21 protein-coding genes are annotated in these 26472 nt (G+C 65.7%); 10 read left to right on the top strand and 11 right to left on the bottom strand.

Annotated elements, in window-relative coordinates; translation table 11 throughout:
* Positions 1-4 precede the first annotated feature (4 nt).
* Entirely contained in the window at positions 5-2059 is a 2055-nt protein-coding gene (locus tag X566_RS12490; protein ID WP_034466651.1) for a M3 family metallopeptidase, read from the bottom strand.
* A gap of 160 nt (positions 2060-2219) precedes the next feature.
* On the opposite strand from X566_RS12490, the gene X566_RS12485 reads away from it, so the two are divergent.
* The 4 genes from X566_RS12485 to X566_RS12470 all read left to right on the top strand — a co-directional run bounded on the left by X566_RS12485 (position 2220) and on the right by X566_RS12470 (position 6279).
* Positions 2220-2480 carry a hypothetical protein gene (locus X566_RS12485; RefSeq protein WP_034466649.1) on the top strand — a complete coding sequence of 87 codons (261 nt, stop codon included), beginning with the start codon at positions 2220-2222 and terminating at the stop codon, positions 2478-2480.
* A gap of 598 nt (positions 2481-3078) precedes the next feature.
* The gene (locus X566_RS12480) at positions 3079-4221 is read left to right on the top strand and encodes a type III PLP-dependent enzyme (protein WP_034466647.1); all 1143 of its coding nucleotides are present in this window, start codon (positions 3079-3081) and stop codon (positions 4219-4221) included.
* Between the two features lie 156 nt (positions 4222-4377).
* Complete coding sequence (locus tag X566_RS12475; RefSeq protein WP_034466645.1) at positions 4378-4995, top strand: GNAT family N-acetyltransferase; 618 nt, start codon at positions 4378-4380, stop codon at positions 4993-4995.
* Between the two features lie 336 nt (positions 4996-5331).
* Entirely contained in the window at positions 5332-6279 is a 948-nt protein-coding gene (locus X566_RS12470; protein WP_034466642.1) for an aldo/keto reductase, read from the top strand.
* A gap of 140 nt (positions 6280-6419) precedes the next feature.
* Here the strand turns inward: X566_RS12470 and X566_RS12465 are convergent, their stop codons facing one another.
* The 7 genes from X566_RS12465 to X566_RS12430 form a co-directional block, all read right to left on the bottom strand.
* Positions 6420-7730 carry an HlyD family type I secretion periplasmic adaptor subunit gene (locus X566_RS12465; protein WP_034466639.1) on the bottom strand — a complete coding sequence of 437 codons (1311 nt, stop codon included), beginning with the start codon at positions 7728-7730 and terminating at the stop codon, positions 6420-6422.
* 14 nt (positions 7731-7744) lie between these two features.
* On the bottom strand, positions 7745-9532 hold the full coding sequence (locus X566_RS12460; protein WP_034466636.1) for a type I secretion system permease/ATPase: 1788 nt from the start codon (positions 9530-9532) through the stop codon (positions 7745-7747).
* 341 nt (positions 9533-9873) lie between these two features.
* Complete coding sequence (locus X566_RS12455; RefSeq protein ID WP_244434733.1) at positions 9874-11118, bottom strand: DUF1501 domain-containing protein; 1245 nt, start codon at positions 11116-11118, stop codon at positions 9874-9876.
* Between the two features lie 3 nt (positions 11119-11121).
* Positions 11122-12729 (bottom strand): DUF1800 family protein, encoded by a 1608-nt coding sequence (locus X566_RS12450; protein ID WP_034466634.1) that lies wholly within the window; start codon positions 12727-12729, stop codon positions 11122-11124.
* A 340-nt stretch (positions 12730-13069) separates the two neighbouring features.
* Positions 13070-13333: a SemiSWEET family sugar transporter gene (locus X566_RS12440; protein WP_034466630.1), complete on the bottom strand. Its 264-nt coding sequence runs from the start codon at positions 13331-13333 to the stop codon at positions 13070-13072.
* A gap of 111 nt (positions 13334-13444) precedes the next feature.
* Positions 13445-14140 (bottom strand): glutathione S-transferase family protein, encoded by a 696-nt coding sequence (locus tag X566_RS12435; protein ID WP_034468511.1) that lies wholly within the window; start codon positions 14138-14140, stop codon positions 13445-13447.
* Positions 14141-14326: 186 nt separating this feature from the next.
* Complete coding sequence (locus tag X566_RS12430; protein ID WP_034466628.1) at positions 14327-15199, bottom strand: DMT family transporter; 873 nt, start codon at positions 15197-15199, stop codon at positions 14327-14329.
* A 126-nt stretch (positions 15200-15325) separates the two neighbouring features.
* Here X566_RS12430 and X566_RS12425 point away from each other — a divergent pair, with 126 nt between their 5' ends.
* On the top strand, positions 15326-16744 hold the full coding sequence (locus X566_RS12425; RefSeq protein ID WP_051444055.1) for a PLP-dependent aminotransferase family protein: 1419 nt from the start codon (positions 15326-15328) through the stop codon (positions 16742-16744).
* Positions 16745-16906: 162 nt separating this feature from the next.
* Here the strand turns inward: X566_RS12425 and X566_RS12420 are convergent, their stop codons facing one another.
* Positions 16907-17761, bottom strand: coding sequence for a LysR substrate-binding domain-containing protein (locus X566_RS12420; RefSeq protein ID WP_034466627.1), 855 nt, complete (start codon positions 17759-17761; stop codon positions 16907-16909).
* 110 nt (positions 17762-17871) lie between these two features.
* On the opposite strand from X566_RS12420, the gene dapA reads away from it, so the two are divergent.
* On the top strand, positions 17872-18777 hold the full coding sequence (gene dapA, locus X566_RS12415) for a 4-hydroxy-tetrahydrodipicolinate synthase (RefSeq protein ID WP_244434732.1): 906 nt from the start codon (positions 17872-17874) through the stop codon (positions 18775-18777).
* 28 nt (positions 18778-18805) lie between these two features.
* The gene (locus tag X566_RS12410) at positions 18806-19252 is read left to right on the top strand and encodes a GFA family protein (RefSeq protein ID WP_034466626.1); all 447 of its coding nucleotides are present in this window, start codon (positions 18806-18808) and stop codon (positions 19250-19252) included.
* Positions 19253-19319: 67 nt separating this feature from the next.
* Here the strand turns inward: X566_RS12410 and X566_RS12405 are convergent, their stop codons facing one another.
* The gene (locus X566_RS12405; protein ID WP_034466625.1) at positions 19320-20096 is read right to left on the bottom strand and encodes a DUF4394 domain-containing protein; all 777 of its coding nucleotides are present in this window, start codon (positions 20094-20096) and stop codon (positions 19320-19322) included.
* A gap of 200 nt (positions 20097-20296) precedes the next feature.
* On the opposite strand from X566_RS12405, the gene X566_RS12400 reads away from it, so the two are divergent.
* Together X566_RS12400 and uvrB are read left to right on the top strand one after the other, a co-directional pair.
* Entirely contained in the window at positions 20297-21376 is a 1080-nt protein-coding gene (locus X566_RS12400; protein WP_051444053.1) for a CorA family divalent cation transporter, read from the top strand.
* Positions 21377-21696: 320 nt separating this feature from the next.
* The gene (uvrB, locus tag X566_RS12395) at positions 21697-24582 is read left to right on the top strand and encodes an excinuclease ABC subunit UvrB (RefSeq protein ID WP_081740153.1); all 2886 of its coding nucleotides are present in this window, start codon (positions 21697-21699) and stop codon (positions 24580-24582) included.
* A gap of 132 nt (positions 24583-24714) precedes the next feature.
* Here the strand turns inward: uvrB and X566_RS12390 are convergent, their stop codons facing one another.
* The gene (locus X566_RS12390) at positions 24715-25353 is read right to left on the bottom strand and encodes an MT-A70 family methyltransferase (RefSeq protein WP_034466624.1); all 639 of its coding nucleotides are present in this window, start codon (positions 25351-25353) and stop codon (positions 24715-24717) included.
* A 135-nt stretch (positions 25354-25488) separates the two neighbouring features.
* Between X566_RS12390 and X566_RS12385 the strand changes: the two genes are divergently transcribed.
* Positions 25489-26286, top strand: coding sequence for a BglII/BstYI family type II restriction endonuclease (locus X566_RS12385; RefSeq protein WP_034466622.1), 798 nt, complete (start codon positions 25489-25491; stop codon positions 26284-26286).
* The last annotated feature ends 186 nt before the right edge of the window (positions 26287-26472 follow it).

Here is a 26472-nt window from a genome sequence, read left to right as displayed (position 1 = left end):
CCGTTCAGGCAGCGACGGCGGGGGCTTCAGTCAGTCCGCGACGGCGAAGCAGCGCCTCAGGCTCCGGCTTGCGGCCGCGGAACGCAATATAGGCCTCTTCAGGATCGCGTGATCCACCTGAGGAATAGATGTCATCGAACAGCCGCTTGGCGGTCGCGGCATCGAAGATGTCGCCCGCCTCCTCGAACGCGCCGAACGCGTCCGCATCCATCACCTCCGACCACATGTAGCTGTAGTAGCCCGCAGCATAGTGATCACCGGAGAAGATGTGGCTGAAGTGTGTCGGCCGGTGCCGCAGCGCGATCTCCTCTGGCATGCCGATCTTGGCCATCTCCTTGGCCTCGAACGCGCGCACGTTCTGCGCAGCCGTGGCCGGCCGCGAGTGGAACTCGAGGTCGATCAGCGCGCAGGCGACATATTCCACCGTCGCGAAACCCTGGTTGAACTTGCGCGCGGCGAGGAACCGCTGCAGCAGCTCGTCGGGCAGCGGCTCGCCGGTCTTATAGTGACGGGCGAACTGCCGCAGCACCTGCGGCTGCTCCTGCCAGTGCTCGTAGAGCTGCGAGGGCAGCTCGACGAAGTCCGTGAACACGCTGGTTCCCGACAGCGAGGGGTAGACCACCTTCGAGCAGAGGCCGTGCAGGCCGTGACCAAATTCGTGGAACAGGGTGCGCGCATCGTCCGGCGACAGCAGCGCCGGCTCGCCGTCCGCCCCCTTGGAGAAGTTGCAGACGTTGAGGATCAGCGGCGTCACCGTGCCGTCGAGGGTCTGCTGGTCGCGGGTCGAGGTCATCCAGGCGCCGGAGCGCTTCGAGGCGCGGGCGAAGTAGTCGCCGTAGAACAGGCCGACATCGGCGCCGCTCGTATCCTTCACCTGCCAGACGCGCACGTCGGGATGCCAGACCGGAACATCCTTCCGTTCCTCGAACGAGAGGCCGAACAGCCGGTTGGCGGTGTCGAACGCGGCGGCGATCATGCCGTCCAGCGTCAGATACGGCTTGATCGCCGAATCGTCGAAATTGGCGCGGCGCTGGCGCAGCTTCTCCGCATAATAACGCCAGTCCCAGGCGGCGAAGGTGAAGTTGCCGCCCTCCTCGGCGATCATCGCCTGCATCGCGTCGCGGTCGGCCATCGCCCGCGCCCGCGCCGGCGTCCAGACCCGCTCCAGCAGCTCGCGCACCGCCTGCGGCGTTTTGGCCATCGAATCCTCCAGCCGGTAGGCGGCAAAGGTCGGGTAGCCGAGCAGGTTGGCGCTCTCCTCCCGCAAGGCCAGGATCTCGCCGATGATCGCGCTGTTGTCGTTGGCGTTGCCATTGTCGCCGCGGGCGATGAAGGCCTTGTAGACCTTCTCGCGCAGGTCGCGCCGGGTCGAGCTCTGCAGGAACGGCTCCACCGAGGAGCGCGACAAAGTGACCAGGGCCTTGCCCGGCTGGCCGCGCTCGGCGCCGGCGGCCTCCGCCGCGGCGATGAACGGCGCCGACAGCCCGTCGCGGTCGCCGGGGCCGAGTTCGAGGCTCCACTCCTGCTCCTCGGCCAGTACATGATGGCTGAATTCGGTCGCCAGATGCGCCAGCCGCTCGTTGATCTCGGCCATCCGCGCCTTGCCGGCCTCGTCGAGCCCCGCGCCGGCCCGGCGGAAGCGGACATAGGTGCGCTCCAGCAGCCGCTTCTGCTCGCCCGTCAGCTTCAGCGTGTCGCGCTTGTCGTGCAGCTTGGCCACCCGCATGAACAGCACCGCGTTCATCAGAATCGGATTCCAGTGGCGGGCCTGGCGCAGCGCCACGTCGCTCTCGATCGCCAGCAGCTCCGGGTTCGAATGCGCCGAGACCAGCGCGTAGAACACCGAGGACACCTTGGTCAGCAGCTTGCCGGAGCGTTCCAGCGCGGTGATGGTGTTGTCGAAGTCCGGCTCGGCCGGATCGCGGGTGATCGCGTCGATCTCGGCGGTGTGGTCGGCGAACGCCTGCTCGAACGCCGGCAGGAAGTGCTCCGGCCTGATCTCGCCGAACGGCGGCGTCTCGAACGGGGTCTGCCAGGGCATCAGCAATGGATTCGACATCGGATAGGTCCTGAAACGGCTCGTTGTTACCCTTCCATATAACACCCAATGCGGCTTTTCGGTGCCTCAACTCCGCCACAGAGCCCGCATTAACGCTTGATCCACCGGCCTTTTTCTAAGAGATTGCCGGCCTCAACGGAGCCGAAGGCAGATCGCCGCCATGAACAGCACCCCAACCGCCTCCCAGCCGCGCCGCATCTACTGGCCGAGCGTGCTCACCGTCGTCTCGGCGGCGATCCTGATCGGAGCCGAGGTGTTCGGCGCCGCGTTCGCCGGCGGCTGGGCGCTCGCGATCCTGTTCGGACTCGGCGACACTGGCGCGCTGATCATCCAGGCGGTGCTGTTCGTCATCGGCATCATCATCATGGTGGGCTTCGTGCGCGGCGCGCAGCGCATCGAGCCGTTCACGCGTCGCTCTTAACGAACGCGCAACGCTGCGCGACGCCTCTCTGCGAGAAAACTTTAACGTCTGTTCATCTGCGCGCGGCATTCACGCAACAGTGCGCGATGACGTTGAGGAAAATCGCCGCGGCTGCGCGAAAATTTCTTGCACCGCAAGTCTAAATCTCTTATCTCCTCGCTTGCCCAATTTCGCACGTGCCTGTGGTCGTGTGTCGGTCGGTAGGTATCCGGACAAGAGGCCGGACAGCCGCCAAGGATGAGAAGCCCGAGCATCGCTCTCCAGCGATGCGACACGTGAAGGCTCCTCCTTCTTGCAACCGTGATCGGCAGCCGGAGGCGAACCGGCGTACTCCGCGCTCAACGGAGGACGCGACTTAAAGCAACGACGGAGCGGGCTTTTTTGGTCTCTACCGGCTTTCCACCAGCCGGCGCGGGCTACCGAAGAGGCTTGTCCTTCATTGCCAGGCGTGCGGACGGGAAATCCCATCCAATCCACGGCAGCACAGTTCGGGTTCGATTTTTCGGCCTTGTCGCGCCTCCATCGTGCGGCACAGACCGGAGCATCTCGCCCGAGGCAACTTTGAACGGGTCCGTCGCTGGGCCTTTTGGAGAGTGCTATGACCGAACGCATTCGCGAGTTTCTGCGCACCCGTCGCAACGATGGTCTCGACACCGAGCCGTGCCTCGTCGTCGACCTCGAGGTCGTGCGCGAGAACTACAACACCTTCGCCAAGGCCCTGCCGGACTCCCGGGTGTTCTACGCCGTGAAGGCAAACCCGGCGCCGGAAGTGCTGGCACTGCTGGCTTCGCTCGGCTCCTGCTTCGACACGGCGACCGTCGCCGAGATCGAGATGGCGCTGGCCGCCGGCGCGACCGCGGACCGCATCTCCTTCGGCAACACCATCAAGAAGGAGCGCGATATCGCGCGCGCCTACGCGCTCGGCATCCGCCTGTTCGCGGTGGACTGCGCCGCCGAGGTCGAGAAGGTCGCCCGTGCCGCGCCTGGCGCGAAGGTTTTCTGCCGCATCCTGTACGACTGCGCCGGCGCCGAGTGGCCGCTCTCGCGGAAGTTCGGCTGCGACCCGGAGATGGCGGTCGAGGTGCTCGATCTCGCCAAGCGCATCGGGCTGGAGCCGCATGGCATCTCGTTCCATGTCGGTTCGCAGCAGCGCAAGGTGAAGGCGTGGGACCGCGCGCTCGCGATGGCGGCGACCGTGTTCCGCGACTGCGCCGAGCGGGGAATCAGCCTGTCGATGGTTAACCTCGGCGGCGGCTTCCCGACCAAGTACCTGAAGGACGTTCCGCCGGTGGTGACCTACGGCCGATCGATCTTCCGGGCGCTGCGCAAACACTTCGGCAACCAGATCCCGGAAACGATCATCGAACCGGGCCGCGGCATGGTCGGCAACGCCGGCATTATCGAGGCGGAAGTCGTTCTGATCTCCAAGAAGAGCGACGACGACGAGGTGCGCTGGGTCTATCTCGACATCGGCAAGTTCGGCGGCCTCGCCGAGACGATGGACGAGTCGATCCGCTACGCCATCCGCACGCCGCATGACGGCGCCGAGATGACGCCTTGCGTCCTCGCCGGCCCGACCTGCGACTCGGCCGACGTGCTGTACGAGAAGACGCCGTATCCGCTGCCGGTCACGCTGGAGATCGGGGACAAGATCCTGATCGAGGGCACCGGGGCGTATACCTCGACCTACTCGTCGGTGGCCTTCAACGGCATCCCGCCGCTGAAGACCTACCACATCTGAGCTCAGCGCCTCTCGCGCTGGCGACGATGGGAGCCGGGTCTGCGCATGTCGCAGCGGCTCTTTGGAGAAAGCGGGGAGCCGGGTGGCCGGCTCCCATCCCGTCAACCTCGGTTTGGATGACAACGCTCCTGAACAAGGAGCGGGGACTGACGTGCCATGAAAGCGTTGCAGAAGACCGCCCTGAAGAAATCCGTCGCCCCTGCCCCGTTCGCGATCCGCCGCGAGCGCGCATCGGATGTCGCAGCCCGCGAACAGTTGCTGGACCTGTGCTTCGGTGAAAACCGGTTCGCACGCACCTGCCAGCGCATCCGCGACGGGCGGCTGCCCGCCGAAGGCCTCGCCTTCACGGCGGTCCGGCACGGCCGGCTGGTCGGCACGCTGCGGCTCTGGCACGTCGCCGCCGGCGGCCGGGCATCGTTGATGCTCGGCCCGCTGGCGGTGGACCCGAAGCTGCGTTCGCTCGGCATTGGCGCTGCGCTGATGCGCCACGCCATCGTCGTCGCGGCGGCGCTCGGCTACGAGTCGATCGTGCTGCTCGGCGACGCGCCGTACTATGAGCGCTTCGGCTTCTCGGCCGAGGCAGCCAAGGACCTGGTGCTGCCCGGCCCGTTCGAGCGCGAGCGCATGCTCGGCCTCGAACTGCGCGCGGGCGCACTCGCCGGCGCCACCGGCATGATCCTGCCGACCGGCAAGGCCTCGGGCGAGGCCGCGCTGCGTCAGGCGGCCAAGCCCTCGGCCCGTCGCACGGCACGCGTCGTTCCGCTCGCGGGCTGACGTTCCGCCGTCTGGCGTGCCGGTCTTCTGTTGCCGCCGCCCCTCGCGACCACCCTCGCGCCCCACGTCACCTCTCCCCGCCTGCGGGGAGAGGTTGGCGAAACCCGCATCTCGAAGCATGAGGCCGCTGCCCCCATGAACGAATGCTGCAGCCTCTGCGGCGGCCTCATCCTTCGAGACGCTTGCTTCGCAAGCTCCTCAGGATGAGGGGACATTCGTTAGCCTCATCGCCTCCATGCCTCATGGCCTGGCCGATACCCGATTGAACTCTGGCGGCAGGCGGCGCACGATAGGCCCGTCCCTGTGCCAGATAACCAACAACAAACGGGTCTCATCATGGAAATTCGCAATCTCGGCGGCTCCGGCCTGCGCGTGTCCGCGGTCGGTCTCGGCTGCAACAATTTCGGCCAGCGTCTCGACGTCGAAGGCACCCGCAAGGTCATCCACGCCGCGTTCGACGCCGGCATCACCCTGTTTGATACCGCCGATATTTACGGCAATCGCGGCGGCTCCGAGAGCGCGATGGGCGAAGTGCTCGGCGACAAGCGCAAGGAGATCGTGCTCGCCACCAAATTCGCGATGCAGATGGACGATGAGGGCGTGAAGAAGGGCGCCTCGCGCCGCTACATCATGAAGGCGATCGAGGACAGCCTGAAGCGGCTGCGTACCGACTACATCGACCTCTACCAGCAGCACACCTACGACCCGCTGACGCCGATCGACGAGACGCTGCGCGCGCTCGACGACCTCGTGCGCCAGGGCAAGGTGCGGTACGTCGGCTGCTCCAACCTGCCGGCCTGGCGGGTGGCGGAGGCGGCGCTGACGGCGAAGATCATCAACGTGCCGGGCTTCGTCTCGATCCAGGACGAGTACAGCCTGGTGGTGCGCGACATCGAGAAGGAACTGCAGCCGGCGGCCAAGGCCTACAACCTCGGCATCCTGCCCTACTTCCCGCTCGCCAGCGGTCTTCTCACCGGCAAGTACGCGGCGGGCGCAGACGCGCCCGCGGGCACGCGCTTCGCCACCACGCCGCGCCTGCGCGACCGCTACGCGACCGAGAAGAACGTCCGTCTCGTCGAGCAGCTGAAGGCGTTCGCCGCCGAGCGCGGCCACAGCATGCTGGAGCTGGCGTTCTCATGGCTGGCTTCGCGACCGCAGGTGGCGAGCGTGATTGCTGGCGCCACCCGGCCCGAGCAGATCGCGCAGAACGCCAAGGCGATCGCCTGGAAACTGACCGACGACGATCTCTCCGCGATCGATCGGATCACGCTAGGCAACGGGTGAGGCCGCGCCACGGCTTTCGACCCGATGGCTCCGTCCGGCCTGGAGCCATCTCGCCCCTTGATAGGGAGGGTGTCTGGCCGGAGGCCAGACGGGTGGCATGATCTCTTCGGAAACCGCTTCGCACTTTTCCGGATCATGCCTTAGCGTTCGCGGAATGCGTGCGCCGCCCGGTCGGTGAGCGGCTTGGTCAGATACGACAGCAGCGAGCGGTCGGCGGTGCGGATGAACACGTCGGCCGGCATGCCCGGCACCAGCGCCAGCGCACCGAGCCGCGCCACCTCGTCACGGGCGATCGCCACGCGGACGAGGAAATAGCCCGGTCCGTTCTTGTCCGGCTGCAGTGCATCGGCGCTGACGCGCGACACCGCGCCGGACAGTTCCGGCGTGGTGCGCTGGTTGAAGCTCGGGAAGCGGATCATCACTGGCTGGCCGAGTTTGACCTGATCGATGTCCTGCGGCGCCACCTTGGTTTCGACAATCAGCGTGTCCTTGCCCGGCACAATCATCATCACCGCCTCGCCGGCGCCGATCACCCCGCCCTTGGTGTGAACGGTCAGATCGTGCACCAGGCCGTCTTGCGGCGCCCGCAACTCCAACCGGTCGACGGCGTCCTGCGCGGCGATCCGCTTCTCGAATGTCTCCGCCGAACGGCCACGGACATCGGCCAACTCCTTGGCGACGTCGCGGCGGTTGTCCTCATCGACCTGCGCGATCTGCAGCGTCGCCTCGGCGATCTTGCCCTTCGACTGCGCGATCGAGGCCTTCAGCCGGCCGCGATCACCGAGCAGGCGCGCGGCTTCCCGCTGCAGCGTCATCAGCCGCGTGATCGAAATCAGCTTCTGCTCCCAGAGCGATTCCACCCCCACCAGCTCCCTTTGGATCAGATCGAACTCCTTGCCCTTGGCATCGAGCTGATCCGACAGCCCGACGATCTCCTGCTTCAGCTGGGCAATCTGCTCATGCAGCTGGTTCTTGCGGTTCGCCGCCGACTCACGCCGGAACCTGAACAGGCCGCGTTCGCCTTCGACGATGGCTTGCAGGCTGTCGTCGGTCACGTCGCGCAGGTCGACCGGAATCGCCACTTCGTCCTTGTTGTCGCGCTCGGCCTCCAGCCGCGCGCCGCGCACGCGCAGCTCCCAATAGGCTTTGGTCATGGCGGCGAGATTGGCGTTGGCGACCACTTCGTCGAGGCGGATCAGCACCGCGCCGGCCTTCACCGGCTGACCGTCGGCCACCAGCAGTTCCTTGACCACGCCACCGGTCGGATGCTGCACCTTCTTGACGTTGGACTCGACCACCACCGTTCCCGACGACACCACCGCGCCGGACAGGTCCGTCGATGCGGCAAGAATGCCGAAGCCGCCGAACAGCGCCGCCGCAGCGATCACCAGTCCGACGATGTGAAGCCGGATCGACCCCAGCGGGCCAGAGAGCGTGTGAGGGGATGTCATCGTCGTCCTCCCACTCACGCCGTCGCCGCCTTTGCAGTCTCTTTGGCGGGTTCTTTGACAGGTTCTTTCGCGGCGTCTTTAGCGGGCTCGCGGCGCCGCGGCGGCTGCGGCTTCGGCATCAGCATCGGTAGCACGTCGGCGACCTTGCCGAACGCCTGCATTCGGCCGTCGTTGAGCACCAGGACGTGATCGACGACGCTCAACAGCGATGGCCGGTGCGCAATCACAATCACGATCGCGCCGCGCGCGCGGGCCGCGCTGATGGCGCGGGCCAGCGCCTGTTCGCCCGCGGCATCGAGATTCGAATTCGGCTCGTCCAGCACCAACAGGAACGGATCGCCATACAGCGCCCGCGCCAGCGCCACGCGCTGCCGCTGGCCGCCCGACAGCATCAGCCCGCCCTCGCCGACTTCGGTCTCGTAGCCTTGCGGCAGTCGCAGCACCATCTCATGGATGTCAGCGGCCTTCGCCGCAGCGATCAGCCTTTGGTCACAGCGATCCTCCGCGAAGCGCGCGATGTTGTCGGCCACGGTGCCGCGAAACAGCGACACGTCCTGCGACAGATAACCGATCGAGCGGCCGAGCCGGTCGAACTCCCACTGCGGCAGGGTCGCTCCGTCGATGCGGATCGCGCCGCGCGCCACCGGCCAGGCTCCGACCAGCGCGCGACCGAGGGCCGATTTCCCCGATCCGCTCGGACCGACGATCGCCAGCGCCTGCCCGGCGGTGAGCATAAAGGTGATGTCGTGCAGCACCACCGCTCCGGTGGAGGGCACCGTGACGCTCACCGATCCGACCGTGATCTGCTTGCTCGGCACCGGCAACTCGGTTCGCTGGGTTGGAGACGGCAGCGCGGCGATGGCGGCGCACAGCCGCGCGAAGCTCTCACGCGCCGCGATGAACCCGCGCCAGTTGCCGATCGCAAGCTCGATCGGGCTCAGCGCGCGGATCGACAGAATTGTCGCCGCCAGCATCACGCCCGCGGTCGCCTGCTGGTTCACCACCAGATAGGCGCCGAGCGCCAGCACGCCTGACTGCAGGATCGTCCGCAACAGGCGCGAGACGCTGCCGAACCCGGTCGACAGATCGAGCAGATGCCGCTGCGTCGCCAGATAATCCAGCGACTGCTCACTCCAGCGCATCCGCATCCGCCGGTGCATGCCGAGCGCGTGCACCGTCTCCGCATTCCTGTACGCGGTCTCCGTGGTCAGCCGCCTGCGGCCGCCGAGCCCGACCAGATCCTTGGCCGGCTTGCGCGTGAACATCTCTGTGGCGACCGTGACCCCGCACAGCGCCAAGACGCCGATCGCGACCGCGACGCCCATCAACGGATGAAACAGCCAGCAGACGACGATGTAGAACGGCGCCCACGGCAGATCACAGAATGCGATCAGGCCGGTGCCGCCGATGTAGCCGCGTACGGTGTCGAGATCGCGCACGAGCTGCAGGTTGTCAAGCCGCGCGTTGGTCAGCGCATCGTGCTGGACCGCGTCGAACAGGCGCTCGCGCATGGCCGCATCAAACAGTTCGGCCACACGGATCAGCAAGCGGCTGCGGATCGCATCCACCGCCGCCTGGATCAGGAACAGCACCACTGCGATCAGCAGCAGACCGACCAGGGTCGGTACGCTCCGGCTCGGCAGCACGCGATCATAGACCTGCAGCATGAACAACGGCGCCGTCAGCATCAGCACGTTGACGATCATGCTCGCCGCCGCCACGCCAACGAACGCGCTCCGCGCCGACCGCAGCACCGACAGCAACTCAGCCGGCCACGGCGCCGGAAACCATTTCTCTCGCATCACTGCCCCCACACAACAAACGCGGAGGCGCGCACAACCGATACGCGCCTCCGCTCATTTCAGATCAAAGGATGATGGGCGAGGTTGAGCAGGCCGCATGTACCGCTGACGAGACACACGCCTTCAAGGTCCGGCCGCGCCGAAACCGAGGCCGCGATCGTCTCAAGGAACCGCCTGTTCGCCATCTTGTCCTCCGCACCGCAACAACACGGAAGACAACTCTCGCCCCGCGCGAAGTTTCTGACGTTTCGCGGCAGGCGCTACGCTCGCGATACCTGTGGCAAACGAGAGCCTAGGCGCAAGGTGCGCATTTGTTTCAAATGCGGATGATGGCGGAGGGATCAGGCGATCAGCCCGGTCATCGGCCGGATCAGGGCGGTGTCCGGGAACACCGAGCTCGCCAGTGCCCGATCGCCGAGACCCAGATGGTCCTTCATCAGTCCCTTCAGCACCGCGCGCAGGTCGGTGGTCGGTTTCAGATCACGCGCCTCGTAAAGGTTGGCCTCCTTCAGCCCCGGCCAATCGGCGATGACGCGGCCGCCGGCGATCGCGCCGCCCGCGAGCAGCGCCACCGTGCCGGTGCCATGGTCGGTGCCCTCGGTGCCGTTGATGCGCGCGGTGCGGCCGAATTCAGTAACGACGACAACCGCGGTCGAGCCCCAGCGCGGGCCGAGGCCCTGCTCGAGTTCGGCGACCGCGCTGTCCAGCCCGCCAAGCAACTGCGCGAGCCGACCGATCGGGCCGCCTTCATTCGCGTGCGTGTCCCAGCCGTCGAACGCCAGCGCCGCGATCCGCGGCCCGTCATCAGCGGCCATCAGTTTGGCGACACCGCGCGCCGTCACCCGCATGGCGCCGATACCTGACGCCGGCCGCATGCTGTCGTCGCGCATCACGGTCCTGTCGAGTTGCAGGCCCTGCGCCAGCGCCTGCGACAGCGCCGGATCACGCTGGGCATAGAGATCGAGCAGGCGCGTCGCCGTATCCTCCGCCGCTTGCGGCAGAGCGACCGGCGCCCAACCGACGGTCGGCGCTGCCCCACGCAGGATCAAGGGTGCAGTCGGGCCGACCGCGAGCGCGCCGGTGATGCGGTCGCCGCGCGGCAGCTCCTCCAAGGCGCGGTTGAGCCAGCCCGACTGCACGCGGCCGGGACCGGAATAGCCGCTCTCGAGCACGTCCTGCCCATCGAAATGCGAACGCTCGCGATAGCCGGTGGCGGTCGCATGCACCACCGCCGCCTGCTTGTTCCGATAGAGGCGGGCGAAATTCGGCATCGCCGGATGGATGGCGAAAAACGAATCCAGCGGCAACGCCGCGTTCGGCCCGTTCGCCGTCAGCGCGATCGCGCCGTGCAGGCGTGCATACTCCGGATCGCCGAGCGGCGCGACGGTGGCAAGCCCGTCCAGCGCGCCGCGCAGGATGACGACGATCAGACGCGGGTCGCGACCGGTCGTGTCGGCCTGCGCAAATCGCGGCATGTAGGCCCAGGCGGCGAACGACGCGCCGCCGATCAGCAGCGCGCGCCGCGTGGCGATCAGCCGCCGATTTTCGCCGCAGTCCATCGACTCGTCACGATCGGATGCGCTCATCGCTCACCTCCGCTGGAATTCGGGCGACATCAGCAGCAGCGCCATCGCCTGCTGCCGGGTTTCGGCCCGCGCGATCGTCTGCCGGGTCTGCTGCGAGGCGGCGGCGCCAGCCACGACGTCGATCAGCTCGCGCGGTTCGTAGGCGTCGCCGAGGCGCGCAGCAAGCTGGGACGCGAGATCAAGCCGCAGCTTCATGCCCTCGGGCGACGCCCAGGTTGCGTTGGTATCGGGGAAACCGTTCGGTCCGGCGGGCGACCATAGCGGCTGACCCAGCACGTTGAGGCTGTTGAGATAGACCGACGGCTGATCCGGCACCCGCGCGAGCAGGCGGCCGGTGGCGATCAGCACCTCGTAGGGCGAGCGAATCTTGCCGAGCGGCGTGCTCCAGGCTTCGTCGGCGTCGAGCAATTCGATCGCCACCGCCTTCAGGTCGCCGTCGCTCTTGGCGAAGCGTCTCGCCAGCCGCGCCACCAAGGCCGGCGGTGGATCGTCGGCCACGAAATGCCGCGCCAGCTTAGTGGCGATGAACTTCGCCGTGGACGGATGACGCGCCAGATCATTCAGCGCCGCGCGGCCCTGCTCCACGCCGTCTTCCGCATAGCTCTTGCCGAGCAGCTCCTGCGTGCCAGGTTCATGCGCATTGGCGTTGAAGGCGAACGCGCCCGGCTCGCCGAGCCGCCCGTCAGGACCGGCGAAGGTCCAGCCGGTGATGATGCGTGCGAGCGCGGTGACGTCGTCCTGGGTGTAGCCGCCGCCAACGCCGAGCGTATGCAGCTCCATGATCTCGCGGGCGAGATTCTCGTTCAGGCCGCGGTTGCGATTGAGCCCGGCGCGCGAGTTCGGCCCCAGTGACTGCTGGTTGTCGAGGAAGAACAGCATCGCCGGATGGCTTTCCGCCGCCAGCACCATGTCGGCGAAGCGGCCGAGCACATGCGGACGGATCGCCTCGCGTTCGAACGCGCCGGCCCAGATGCGCGCGAGCGGGCCCTTGTTGGCGGAGATGCAGAAGTGATTGGACCAGAACGTCACCAGCCGCTCGATGAATCCCGCCTCCGTCAGCGTCGCCCGCTGGAACCGCGCCAGCGCCTCATTGCGATAGGTCTTCTGAATCACATTCAACGGCTGTGGCGCGGGGCGCGCAGGAGCAGCGCCAGGTGCGGCTGGCTGCACCTGGTTGGGCTGCGTCGCATTCGGCGGCGCGCTCTCGGCGGAAGCAGTAGCCTGCTTGGCTTCGGCTGGTCTCGCTGAAGCCAACCGCGCCGAATCAGCCGAGGCTTCGCTGGGCTTTGCGACGGGCTTCGCTGCGTCGGCGGATTTTGTCTCCGGCAGCTTCAGTTCGAGCGGGGCGCGGGCGCTGAGCGGGCCGTTCTTGTCGGCGGCAAGGCGCTGCCTGCGCTCCTCCTCGCGGAAACTGAAGAAGGCCTGGCCGAGCTCCGGCGACGACCGCAGCGCCGACGATTCCAGCAGCGCCAGCGCCGGCCGCTCCAGCTCCGCCCGGATGAACCCACGCGGATCGGACGCGGCATTAGCGAAATCGCCGGAGGCATCACCGCGCGCGCCGAAGCCGAAGCGGTTCAGTGCCACCCATGCGCCTTGCGGATCGCGCGCCATCTGGTGTCCTATTGCTGCCCGTCACGGCGGCTGGCCGTGCCGGCACGCACGAGGCAAACTATTCGCCCCGGCCCTGCGGATATCAAATGAAAGATCGGACAGAAAATTGACGGAAACGGGATCGAAAGTGGCCAGCCCCGACTCCAAGCCAAGGCAACTCACCTGCGCCCGTTGCGGCGCGGCGTTCGCCTGCAACCTGCACGGCCCCTGCTGGTGCGGCGCGGAGGCGATCAAGCTGCCGTTACCAAAACCGGGCGAACCGAGCCCCACCGGTTTCGACGACTGCCTCTGCCGCGACTGCCTGCGCGCGGTGACGGCGGAGTACCATCGACGCTGACCGTTACCCATACCTCAGCTTCATCGCGACGATGATCGTCGTCAGCACGATCGAGACGCCGTTGGCGGCGATCAGCGGCCAGTCGCCGATGGCGATGCCGTAAACCAACCAGAAGAACAGCCCGGCGAAGAAGATCAGATTGGTCGGCAGCGAGATCGCCTGCGTGTTCTTGTGACGGATCAGCCGCACCGCCTGCGGCAGCCAGCAGACCGTCGTCAGCGTTGCGCCGATCGCGCCGAACCAGGATACGGGAATGTCGGACAGCATGGGCCAGACTTATGACACGATCCGAAAAGGTGGGGACTGGCTTTTGATGAGACCATGCCGGTCATCATCTAGGGCGAATTCGCGACACCATCATGACGCATCCGCCGGATGCTAAAGCGCGAACGCCGCCGTGCGGCGCGCCAAGCCGTCATAAGCATCCAGCATCCGCTCGCGCCAGGCATAGACCGGATCGTCGTTCGCCAGCAGCATGAAAGGGCTGACGATACGCGCCCACTGAAAGCCGCCGAACACGATGTGATCGCCGTAGTTCGGCGCGGTGCCGCCGACGAACGGTTGCGCCCGCAGCATCAGCCGGAGCGGATCGAGGCTGCGGCGGAACCCCTCCACCTTTGCCTCGCGATCCTCGGCGACTGTTTCCAGCGACTTGCCGAAACGCGCCTCGCGCGTCTTGCGGAAGTAGGCCGCGTCCGCGGCATCGAGCCGCTGCACGATATCCGCGGCGATCAGCGGAAACATTCCACCAATGATGGCGACATCGCCCCAGCCGTTGAGGAAGCGCGCCGCTGCCCGTCCGCCCTCGCCGCCGAACAGCGACGGCCGGTCGGGATAGGCGTCCTCGAGATAGACGGCGATCGCAAAGGAGTCGGCGACGGAAGCCTCGCCATCGAGCAGCACCGGCACCTTCTCCGACTGATATGGACTGAGCGCGGCCTTCTCGGTGAATCGCCACGGCACGGTCGCCGCGTGCAGCCCCTTGTGCGCCAGCGCGAGCCGCGTGCGCCAGCAAAACGGACTGAACGGGCGCGAGGCATCCACACCGACAAGTTCAAACAGCTTCAATGCCATCGTGCTCATCCATCGACTGCGTCATCGCTTCGCATCATCGGCGGATTCGGTGTCGGCAGCAATCCGGAGTGCCCACGCATGGCGACATCGCTCGCGTACCTGCCATGCGCCCCAACGGGAGCATCTCCTCGGCACCGACCACGCGCGAAGATCAGACGACGGCCGTCGTCTTGTTGTAGGTTATATTCAAGCGAACCGCTTCGCTCCGGCGACGCACGCCACCACCGCCAGCGTCACCGCCACCATCGCGGCGCTGACCGGCTCGTGCAGCAATGCCGCTGCCAGCACCAGGCCGAAGAACGGCTGTAATAGTTGCAACTGGCCGACCGCGGCGATGCCGCCCTGTGCCAGCCCGCGATACCAGAACACGAAGCCGACCAGCATGCTGAACAGCGACACGTAGATCAGGCTGATCCAGGCCGGCTGCGCGACGCGCGCGAACGACGGCGGCATGCTGACAGCGCTGATCACCAGCATCACCGGCAGCGACAGCACCAGCGCCCACGAGATCACCTGCCAGCCGCCGAGGCGGCGCGACAGCTTGGCCCCTTCCGCATAGCCGAGACCACAGACGATGATAGCGGCGAGCATCAAGAGATCGCCGGCCGGCGACGCCAAGAAATCCCGCATCAGCGCGAAGCCCGCGACCAGCACGCTGCCGAGGCATGAGAACAGCCAGAACGCCGGCCGCGGCCGCTCGCCGCCGCGGATCGCGCCGAACACCGCGGTCGACAGCGGCAGCAGGCCGATGAAGACGATGGAGTGGGCGGAGGTGATGTGTTCGAGGGCGAGCGCGGTCAGCAGCGGAAAGCCGACCACGACGCCGAGCGAAACCACCGCGAGCGAGACCAGATCGCCGCGCACCGGGCGCTTCTCACCGAAGCCGATCAGCAGCACGAGCCCGAGCAGGCCGGCAATCGAGGCACGCGCCGCAGTCAGGAACACCGGCGAGAAGTCCATCACCGCCACTCGCGTCGCCGGCAGCGATCCGCTGAAGATCAGCACACCCAAAAAGCCGTTGCCCCAGCCGTTGAACCAGCCGCTCGCCGTCTTGTCCATGTCACGTCAATCCGTCTCAGTCGCGCCCGCCCCGGCTAGCCTCCGTTATCCGCAAACAGCAGTGGCTCGGCCAGAGACAATCCATTACACTTTCACCAAACTGTATTGGTAAGACTGGCGGTACAGATGACGCAGATCGAGCGACAAACTGGCCTGCCGGCCGACGCGGGTACGCTGGCCGAACGCGTCGCCGCCGCGATCCGGCAACGGATCGCCGCGCGCGAGCTGTTGCCCAGCACCAAGCTGCCCTCGATCCGCGGCTTCGCCGAAACCATGAAGGTCTCCAAGTCCACCGTGGTCGAGGCCTATGACCGGCTGGCGGCGGAAGGGGTGATCCGCTCGCGGCGCGGCTCCGGCTTCTATGTCGCGGGCCCGCTGCAGCCGCTGTCGCTGGCCGAGATCGGGCCGCGGCTCGATCGCGCGATCGATCCGCTGTGGGTGACGCGCCAGTCACTGGAAGCCGATTCGGCGGTGCTCAAGCCCGGCTGCGGCTGGCTGCCGCCGGCCTGGATGCCGACCGAGAGCCTGCGCCGCGGGCTACGCGGTCTCGGCAAGGGCGGCGATGCGACGCTGACCAACTACGGCACACCGCTGGGCCTTGCTCCCCTGCGCCAGTTTCTGGCGCGGCGGATGGCGGAGACCGGCGTCGATGCCGCGCCCGAGCAGATCATCCTCACCGAATCCGGCACCCATGCGATCGATCTCCTGTGCCGCTTTCTGATCGAGCCCGGCGACACGGTGCTGGTCGATGATCCGTGCTATTTCAACTTCCATGCGCTGCTACGCGCCCACCGCGCCAAGATCGTCAGCGTACCCTACACGCCAGCCGGGCCGGACGTGACGGCGTTCGCCGAGGTGCTCGCCGAACACCGCCCGCGGCTCTACGTCACCAATTCCGGGCCGCACAACCCGACCGGCGCGACGCTGTCGGCGGTCACCGCGCACAAGCTGCTGAAGCTCGCCGAGCAGCATGACGTGGTCATCGCCGAGGACGACATCTTCGCCGACTTCGAGCACGAGCCGGGGCCGCGGCTCGCCGCCTTCGACGGGCTCGACCGGGTGGTGCAGATCGGCAGCTTCTCAAAGACGCTGACTGCATCGATCCGCTGCGGCTACATCGCCGCGCGGCGCGACTGGATCGATGACCTCGCCGACCTGAAGATCGCCACCACCTTCGGCGGCGGCCACCTGTCGGCCGAGCTGCTGCTCGCAGTGCTGAAGGACGGCACCTACCGCAAGCATGTCCTGGCGCTGCGCACGCGCCTGACCCGGGAGATGCACCGGACCATCACGCAGCTTCGTGCCCTCGGCCTCGTGCCCTGGGTCGAGCCGCAGGCCGGTATGTTCCTGTGGTGCAAGCTGCCCGGCAGATTCGATGCCGCCGACCTCGCGCAGCAGGCGCTGGCCGAGGACATCGTGCTCGCGCCCGGCAACGCATTCAGCCTGTCGCAGTCGGCGCGCAGCTATCTGCGCTTCAACGTCGCGCAGTCGTCCGACCCGCGCATCGGCCGCTTCCTGCGGAAGGCGCTAGTGGAGCGGATTTGACATTCGCATCCCACGTAGCCGCTGGTGCGCCATGCGAATGTCAAATCCAAAGCTCCACTCAGCCATGACGTTTACTCGTGGTTCTTTGATTCCAACATTTGCAGATAGCGTTGCCGCAGTGAGATGCAAATGTTGGAATCGAACCGCGAGGCAAACTTTAACTCATCCCGCCGCAACGCTGCGGCGGACATGGGCGGCGAATTCCCGCGCCGCCGGGCTCAGGCTCTCCGCCTGATAGAGATTGACGCGAAACAGCGGCAGCTTCGGCAGCCGCCGGTCGGCCTCGATGATATCGAGGCTCTCCGGCACCGAGTGGCTGAGCAGCGGCGCCACGGCGAGATCGGCTTCGATCGTCGCGCGCACCGGCTCCATGTTGCTGACCTCGCAGATCGCCTGCCATGGCCGCCGCGCCTTCTTCAGCGCAGCGATCGCTACCGGCCGGAACACGCAGGTCTCCGCGCCGAGCGAAACGGGAAGCGGGTCGCGGGTGTGGGCCTCGCCATCGCGCGCGCCGACCCAGACCAGTCGGTCGCTGCGCAGCGTCTCGCCGCCCTTCTGGCAGCCCGTCTCCGTCGTCAGCGCGAGATCGATCCGGCCCGCCTTCAATTCATCCAGCAGCACCAGCGAATCCAGGCAGACCAGCGTGACGCGCACGCTCGGAAAGGCTTTGCGGAAACGGCGCAGGATCAGCGGCGCATAACTGCCGATGATGTCGTAGGGCGAGCCGAACCGCACCTCGCCCTGAAACTCCGGCTGCCGGAGCGCGGCGAGCAGCTTGTCGTTGGCGGCCATGAACTGCTTGACCGCCGGCACCAGCCGCTGCCCCTCCGCCGTCAGCACCACGCGGCGGCTCGCGCGCGCGAACAGGCCGCCGGCCGCAAGCTCCTCGAACCGGCGAAGCTGCTGGCTGACCGCGCCTTGCGTCAGGTTGAGCTGCCGCGCCGCCAGCGTGACGCTGCCGGTCTCGACGACGGCGAGGAAGGCGCGGGCCAGGCCTACATCGATGTTCCGGATCATGCGCGTTATCCATTATGGATCGTAAATCGATCTATTAGAAAGATTAGATATACTAATGATTGCGGAGGCGATAGCCATCAAGCGGCCCAACAGGGGGCCTGGAGATGGTCATGCTCACGGGGGTCTGGATTCCGCTCGTCACGCCGTTCAAGGATGGCGCTCTCGATCTTGCGAGCTATCGCCGCCTGATCGAACACGCGATCGGCAACGGCGCGTCCGGCCTGTTGCCGCTTGGCACGACCGGCGAGGCGCCGGCGCTCAGCGAGGATGAGGAAGACGCGATCGTCGCCGAGACCGTCGCGGTGGCGGCGGGGCGCGTGCCGGTCTTCGTCGGCATCGGCGGCAACGCCACCGCCAAGGTGATCAAGGCGATCAAGCGCATCGAACGCTTCGCGTTCGCCGGAATTCTCTCGGTCTGCCCCTATTACAACCGGCCGACGCAGGCCGGCATGTTCGCGCATTTCAAGGCGATCGCGGAGGCGACTGCGCGTCAGGTCGTGATCTACAACATCCCCTATCGCACCTCGGTCAATCTCAGCAACGAGACGCTGCTGCGGCTGGCGGAGCTGGGCAATATCGTCGGCGTCAAGGATTCCTGCGGCAGCATGGCGCAATCGCTGGAGCTGATCGCATCGCGGCCGCCGGGCTTCTCGGTGCTGACCGGCGAGGACGCGCTGTTCCTCACCCAGCTTTGCAGCGGCGCGGATGGCGGCATCCTCGCCGCCGCGCATTTGGCCACCAGCCGGTTCGTGACTGTCGCGCGATGCGTTGCCGACGACGACCTGACCGGAGCCCGCGCCGCCTGGGAGCCGCTGCAACGGCTGATCCCGCCCCTGTTCGAGGAACCCAATCCAGTGCCGCTCAAGCATTGCCTCTGGCGTCAGGGGCTGATCGCATCGCCGGAGTGCCGCCTGCCGCTGACGCCGGTGTCCGCAGCGCTCGGCGAGAGGCTGGACCGCATGCTGGCAAATCTCGCCTCATCGGACGCGGTTGTCGTTCGCAGGCACCGGGCGTAGAACTCCCCCGAACAGAGGCGCGGACACCATGGCGAGCGACACGAAAGTTATGGCCGGCCAGTGCCATTGCGGCGCGGTGCGTTTCGAGGCGACACTCAGCGATGGATTCGAGTCGATCCGCCGCTGCACCTGCTCCTACTGCCGGATGCGAGGCGCTGTCGTTGTCATGGCGGAGATGGGCGGGATCAGAATTCTGCAAGGGGCGGACGTACTCACCACCTATCGCTTCCATACCGGATCGGCGCAGCACTTCTTCTGTTCCCGATGCGGAATCTACACGCATCATCAACGGCGATCGAACCAGAATCTGTATGCGGTGAACGTGGCGTGCCTGGATGGGGTCAGCCCGTTCGACTTCCCTGAAGTGCCGGTGATGGACGGCGTCAATCACACCAACGATACCGGCAAGCCGACACGGCGCGCAGGCACCCTCCGCTTCATCACAGCCGACGAGATCGCGTCCGCTTCAGACTGAGGCGCCGCCGCGTTGAAAATCGCGACGCTGCGACATCCGGCCCAGGCAGGACAAGCGCGAGGATCGCTTACATGCCGGGAAGGATCGCGATGTCGCGTACGGGATCGCTGACGCCACTGATTTTCGCGGCTTCCGTCGCCTTGCCGGTCGCGAGATCGACGCTGTAAAGCGTGTCGCCCGTCATCAGCCAGGCGTCGTTCTTGCCGTTGCCATCCGACCAAATATCGAACGCAACCTTGTCGGCCTTGATGCCGAGCTTGCCGACCGCCGTCAGAACGCCGTCGTTGGGCGGTGCCTGCTTCAACAGACCACCGATGGTGCCGTCGATGTCGTACAGCACCGTGTCCTCCCCCTTCACCGAATTCGTATAGGCGCCGCCGACCACATTCGGCTTCTCGCCCTTGTGCATGTCGGTCTCGGCGAACTTCAACTCGCCATCCGTGGTCACTTTGCCGTCATCGACGTTGGCGCGCAGATTCATGCCGTCGGAGCCGATCACGCGCAGGCGGTCGGCCACCGGGTTGAAGTCCACCGTCACGGTGACGCCCTTCGTCGTCATCGTCTCCAGCTTCGCCTTCACCGTGGCCTTGCCGTCCTTGGCGATGGTCACGACCGTCCCGTCCTCGACCAACCCGTACAGCATGCCGTCGGCGGGACGCACGTCGATACCGGCCAACCCGCCGGACAGGCCGGTGACCTTCACGGTGCTGACGGCCTTCTTTTGTGCCGTATCGACGATCGCAAGGGTGTCATTGCCGATCAGCGCCGCGACCTCGGCCGCCTGCGTGGCTGCAGGCGGCACGAGACAAGCGGCGGCGACCGCCAGGATGGTGCGGGTGTTCATGGACGTTCCTCGTTTGCTGGCGCGAATGCGGTCATCTGGCCGTGCGTCGAGCTACGCAGCCGCTTTGCCGCCAGTTTCAGGCGGACGGCAGGCGTTTTGACGCAGGCTTACGCGCCCATGGAGCGACCGCGCCGCGCGAAGCCCGCAGCGCTGCCGCTGCAATGCAACGGAACGGCACCAAACGATGTCATCCTCCTGTCATGTCGGTGACGCATTGGCTCTCGGCGAGGTTCGACCGGCTGGCGCCGGATCGAACCGACCTGCGCAAGCGGCTTTCCCTGATGGATCATCCCCTCTCCGACATCGGTATCGTCTCCGCCTACCGCTTCGCCGACGACGGCTCGGCGGCGAAGCTGGAGATCGCCGGCCTCGCTCTCGCCAATCTCGACGCGGCGCTGGCCGACAGCCGTGGCTGGCTGTGGCTGCACTTCAACCTCGCCAACCGGCAGTGCCACGACTGGATCGGCCAGCGTGCGCCCTTGTCGGAGATCGCCCGCGAGACGCTGCTCGACCCCGACGAGCACATCCGCCTCGACATCTACGGCGGCGAGATCGCGGGCGTGCTGCCGGACCTGCACCAGGAGTTCATGACCGAGGGCGACGACCTGGTGCGCCTGCACTTTGCGCTGTCGAGCCGCATCATGATCACCACCCGTCGCAAGCCGCTGCGCGCGATCGAGCTGACACGGCGGGCAATCGAGGCTGGCCGGCGCTTTCCGACGCCGGTGTCGTTCCTCGACGCCATCTGCGACCAGTTCGCCGACGTGATCGGCCGCTTCTCGGCAGGGCTCGGCGACGAACTCGACATCGTCGAGAACCATGTGCTGCACGACGAGGTGGAGGACGAGCGGCAGCGGCTCGGCCGCGTGCGGCTGCAGGCGATCCGCACCCGCCGCCAACTCTCGCAGATCCGCGCCCTGTTCCACCGCATCGAGATGCGCGAGGACATCGACGCCCAGCCGGTGGCGCAGGCGATGCGGGCGCTGGCGCAGAAGTTCGACGCGCTCGACTACGAGTTCTCCGCGCTGTACGAGCGCGCCCGCCTGTTGCAGGACGAGATCGCCGGGCGCATGACCGCGATCACCAACAAGCGGCTGTTCACGCTGTCGGTGCTGACCGCCTGCATGCTGCCCTCGACGGTGGTGACCGGCTTCTTCGGCATGAACACCAAGGACATGCCGTTCCAGGATGTCGGCGGCGGCACCTGGTATGCGACGCTGCTGGTGGTGGCGGCGGGCGCCGTCACCTGGTGGCTACTGAAGCGCACCAAGGCGCTATAACACCCATCCTTCGGACATGATTGTCCTCGATTGAAGCCGTCACGCAGCACGGGCACTCGCTCGCCCCGCTTGAGCGGGCATGGAGTGAGGGGCAAACGATGTTGTCCTCTCCCACTGTCTCCCGGTTGATGCGCTGCCCCTGCCCCTCGCCCGGGGCTGCACTGTCGTTCAGTCTCCGACCTCTCCCCGTCAAACGGGAAGAGGTGAAGCCCGGCCGTCTCCTGTTCCTTTCGCCTACTGACAGAATCTGTCACCGGTTCCACCGCATTTGCCGTTGCAACCCTTCCGTTTCACCGCTAGCGGCGCCATATTTGGCGGCGATGGTGAAATCTCCTGATAAGACCGGATCGCGCAAGACTGCCGCGAACAAGGATCCCGCGAAGCCAACGCGTGCGAAGGCGCACCGGCCCAACGTGCAGCCGATCGGCCCTGCGCTTGCGGAATTGCTCAACCCTGCCCTGAACACCGGCGAGGCCGGCATCGGCTCCGGCACCGGGCTGCAGCCGCCGCCGGATAATTCCAAGGACCGCCGCTCCGGCGGCGAGGCGGCCGCCCACCGCGCCCGCGCCTCGACCAAGGCCGCCGACCCGTTGTTGGCGGATAGCGGCATCGACCGCAACATGACCCGCAACGTCATCGCCCGCCGCGATGCGCCGCAGCCGGGCAAGCGCGGCGGCGTGCGCGCGGACCCCAGAGGCGGCTTCAACGAGGCGCCGCAAAAGTACGACGCCCATTACGGCACCAGCGCCACAGTGCCGACGCTCGACCCGGAACTGGCCAAGCAGCTCGGCCTTGATGTCGAGGACGACGACACGCTCGCCCGCCCGGCGCGCAACAAGATGGAGCAGCTCGGCGTCGCCGCCACCGCCGGCGCCTTGGAAGCGCTGCTGCGCGACGGCCGCCCCGAATTCGGCGGCGAAAAGATCTGGACGCCGCACCGGCCGCCGCGGCCGGAGAAGTCCGAAGGCGGCGTGCGCTTCGAGATCAAGTCCGAGTACCAGCCGCGCGGCGACCAGCCGGTGGCGATCAAGGAGCTGGTGGAAGGCATCGAGCGCAACGACCGCACCCAAGTTCTGCTCGGCGTCACCGGCTCCGGCAAGACCTACACCATGGCGAAGGTGATCGAGGCGACGCAGCGTCCGGCGCTGATCCTCGCCCCGAACAAGACGCTGGCCGCACAACTCTACGGCGAGTTCAAGAACTTCTTCCCCGACAACGCGGTCGAGTACTTCGTCTCCTACTACGACTATTACCAGCCGGAAGCCTACGTTCCGCGCACCGACACCTACATCGAGAAGGATTCCTCGATCAACGAGCAGATCGATCGCATGCGCCACTCGGCGACGCGGGCGCTGCTGGAGCGTGACGACGTGATCATCGTCGCCTCGGTGTCCTGCATCTACGGTATCGGCTCGGTCGAGACCTACACGGCGATGACGTTCTCGCTGAAGAAGAACGAGCGCATCGACCAGCGCCAGATCATCGCCGACCTGGTGGCGTTGCAATACAAGCGCACCGCCGGCGACTTCACCCGCGGCACATTTCGCGTGCGCGGCGACGTGATCGACATCTTCCCGGCGCACTATGAAGACCGCGCCTGGCGCGTGAACCTGTTCGGCGACACCATCGAGGCGATCGAGGAGTTCGACCCGCTCACCGGCCAGAAGAGCGACGAGCTGGAGTTCATCAAGGTCTACTCCAACTCCCACTACGTCACGCCGAGGCCGACGCTGATCCAGGCCATCAAGGGTATCAAGGCCGAGCTGAAGCAGCGGCTCGAACAGCTGAATGCGCAAGGCCGCCTGCTGGAGGCGCAGCGGCTCGAGCAGCGCACGATGTTCGACCTCGAGATGCTGGAAGCGACCGGAAGCTGCGCCGGCATCGAAAACTATTCGCGCTATCTCACCGGCCGCCGGCCCGGCGAGCCGCCGCCGACGCTGTTCGAATACGTCCCCGACAACGCGCTGATCTTCGCCGACGAGAGCCACGTCACAGTGCCGCAGATCGGCGGCATGTTCCGCGGCGACTTCCGCCGCAAGGCGACGCTGGCCGAATACGGTTTCCGCCTGCCCTCGTGCATGGACAACCGCCCGCTGCGCTTCGAGGAATGGGACGCGATGCGGCCGCAGACCGTCGCGGTCTCGGCGACGCCCGGCGGCTGGGAGCTGAACGAGAGCGGCGGCGTGTTCGTCGAGCAGGTGATCCGCCCAACCGGGCTGATCGATCCGCCGGTGGACATCCGCCCCGCCCGTACCCAGGTCGATGATCTCGTCGGCGAGGTGCGCGCCACGGCCGCCAACGGCTATCGCTCGCTGATCACGGTTTTGACCAAGCGGATGGCCGAGGATCTGACCGAATACCTGCACGAGCAGGGTATCCGCGTGCGCTACATGCACTCGGACATCGACACCATCGAGCGCATCGAGATCATCCGCGACCTGCGGCTCGGCGCGTTCGACGCGCTGGTCGGCATCAACCTGCTGCGCGAGGGCCTCGACATTCCCGAATGCGCGCTGGTGGCGATCCTCGACGCCGACAAGGAAGGCTTCCTGCGCAGCGAGACCTCGCTGATCCAGACCATCGGCCGCGCCGCGCGCAACGTCGACGGCAAGGTGATCCTCTATGCCGATGCGATGACCGGCTCGATGGAGCGCGCCATCGCCGAGACCAACCGGCGCCGCGAGAAGCAGGTCGCCTACAACACCGAGTACGGCATCACGCCGGAGAGCGTGAAGAAGTCGATCGGCGACATCCTCAATTCGGTCTACGAGCGCGACCATGTGCTGGTGGAGATCGGCGACGGCGGCATCGCCGACGACGCGATCGCCATCGGCCACAACTTCGAGGCGGTGCTGGCGGACCTGGAGACGCGCATGCGCGAGGCTGCCGCCGACCTGAACTTCGAGGAGGCCGCGCGGCTGCGCGACGAGGTGAAGCGCCTGCGCGCGACCGAACTGGCGGTGGTGGACGATCCCACCATCAAGCAGCGCGGCGTCGAGGCGAAGGCCGGGAGCTACGCGGGCGAGCGCAAGTACGGCAACGCGGCGAACCTGCCGGCAAAAGCCGGCAAGGCGAAGAAGCCCAGCCTCGACGAGATGGGGCCTGGCATGGAGAGCAAGCCCTATCGCCCTTCGCCTTCCACCGGCGGCGGCCGCTCATCGGCGGGAAAACCGGGATCACGCGGTGGGTGGAAGCGGGGGCGATAGGCGCCTTCCCTTTCGTGCTTGATCACCTGGCCGGATGATATCCGACCATATGCTCGGTCAATGAGTGCGCACGATTTCAATCGCCGTCACCCCGTAAGCCGCGCAGCGGCTGTCCGGGCATGAAATCGGCACCTATTCAGCAGCTACCAGTCCTGCCCGCGAATGATGCGCGTAGGTCTTCCAAGTCGGCTTGTAATCCTCGTCGGCCTGATTACCCCACGTCGCCCAATTTTTACGTGTGCCGCGTGCAAATAGCTCGACGAAGGGTCCAGGCGAACAGGCTTCAATAATTTCATATTGCTCATCGGGCTTACGCGAGTGCTCCCGCTTTCGCGTAGCAAGTAGATTTACCTGCCGTCTGCCCGGCGCCAGCGTTCGTGCGTTTTTGCCGCGCACGCCGAACAAGATCAGTTCGGTGACGTTGCGGAAATAAAAACCAACACCACGGCCATCGGAGCCGCCGTCCTTACGTATCTTGTGCCAGACAATATTGGACTTGTAGTTGAAGCCCCATGCCTTCATCACGGCGAGCCCTTCGGGCAGCAGCGCGTTTGGACACCATAGATAAAGATGAGAAGTAGGCGCGGCGATGTCTGCCACAGGCAAAGCCATGATCTCATCGAGTTTCATGGTGCCGTAGCGTGAAAGACGCTTGTGTTCCGGAGCGACTTTGCCGGTCTTGTTCGTGAACTGCCACGGCGGATCGGCAAGGATCGTTGAATAACGCCGCTTGTCGGCAAACTGGAGCAAGTCTCGTCCGGCCGACTGCATCGATAACCCCAACCTATCCGGTGTTCAATCTCGGTATACGCTATTAAAACTGTTGGATGATATCATGTTCATGATCCGTTCTCAATATGGATAGTGGATAAATTTTTGATCCCGCACCGAAAGCACTCTTCGAAAATGTTTGAGCAGTTGATCAGCAAAGGATTCGAAATCGAATTCCGGTCTCATGCGGAAGCAATTCTCAGTGTCGATTTTCCAGAAGTCGCTGAGCAGTTGGAAAACGTACTTCTCTCTTCAACGATCCCGATCGAAGAAATCATCGGATCAGGCGGGGGAGAGACCAAGGGGACACAACGTCTCCGCAACGCCTTGGCCGCTCATGGATGGCGAAAGCACAATTTCGTCGTCCAGCGCATCATCGATGGCGTGCAGCGCGAAGCCCAATCCCATGAGATTGATCACGTAAAGAGTTTCGATGCAGGCACCATCGCCTTGGAGATCGAATGGAACAACAAGGATCCATTCTTCGATCGCGATCTGGAGAATTTCAAACGATTGCACGCCGATGGCGCAATGTCCCTCGGTGTAATCATTACGCGCGGCGCAAGCCTCCAAGATTCGATCTTTAGCCTAGTCCGACGATTCGCCGATGACAACAATGTCAGTTCCCATGCAGATATGGAGAGGATCGGCCTAAACCCCACACGCCGTCAGATTAGCGACGTTATGAAGCGCGTAACTCGCACGAAGAATCCTATTCCCTTTAGAGATGCCTGGGCTGATCAATTCACATCGGACAAATTTGGGACGGCGACGACGCATTGGAGCAAACTTCAAGATCGCGTCCAGCGCGGTGTTGGCAATCCCTGTCCACTGGTGTTGATTGGATTACCTCGATCAATCGTCACCTTCGGAGAAAACCAAGAGAACGTAGAGCAACTGCTCGAAGAAGGCAGGGACGAAGCACAGGATTGATCCTCGTATTGCGCATTGACATCGTGGCCTTCACCGCGCGGCGATGCTAAAGCGCGATGAAATCGTGGTGACCCATCATCGCGCTTTAGTTCATTGTTGAAAGCATGATCTTTTCTGAAAACCGCTTCACACTTTTCCGGATCATGCTTTAAAGCGCGACGAGATTTGGATGTCCCATCACCCCGC

Source organism: Afipia sp. P52-10, assembly GCF_000516555.1.
Taxonomy (GTDB): domain Bacteria; phylum Pseudomonadota; class Alphaproteobacteria; order Rhizobiales; family Xanthobacteraceae; genus P52-10.
Note: the sequence above shows the minus strand (reverse complement) of the source record. Positions and strands in the feature narration are given on the sequence as shown.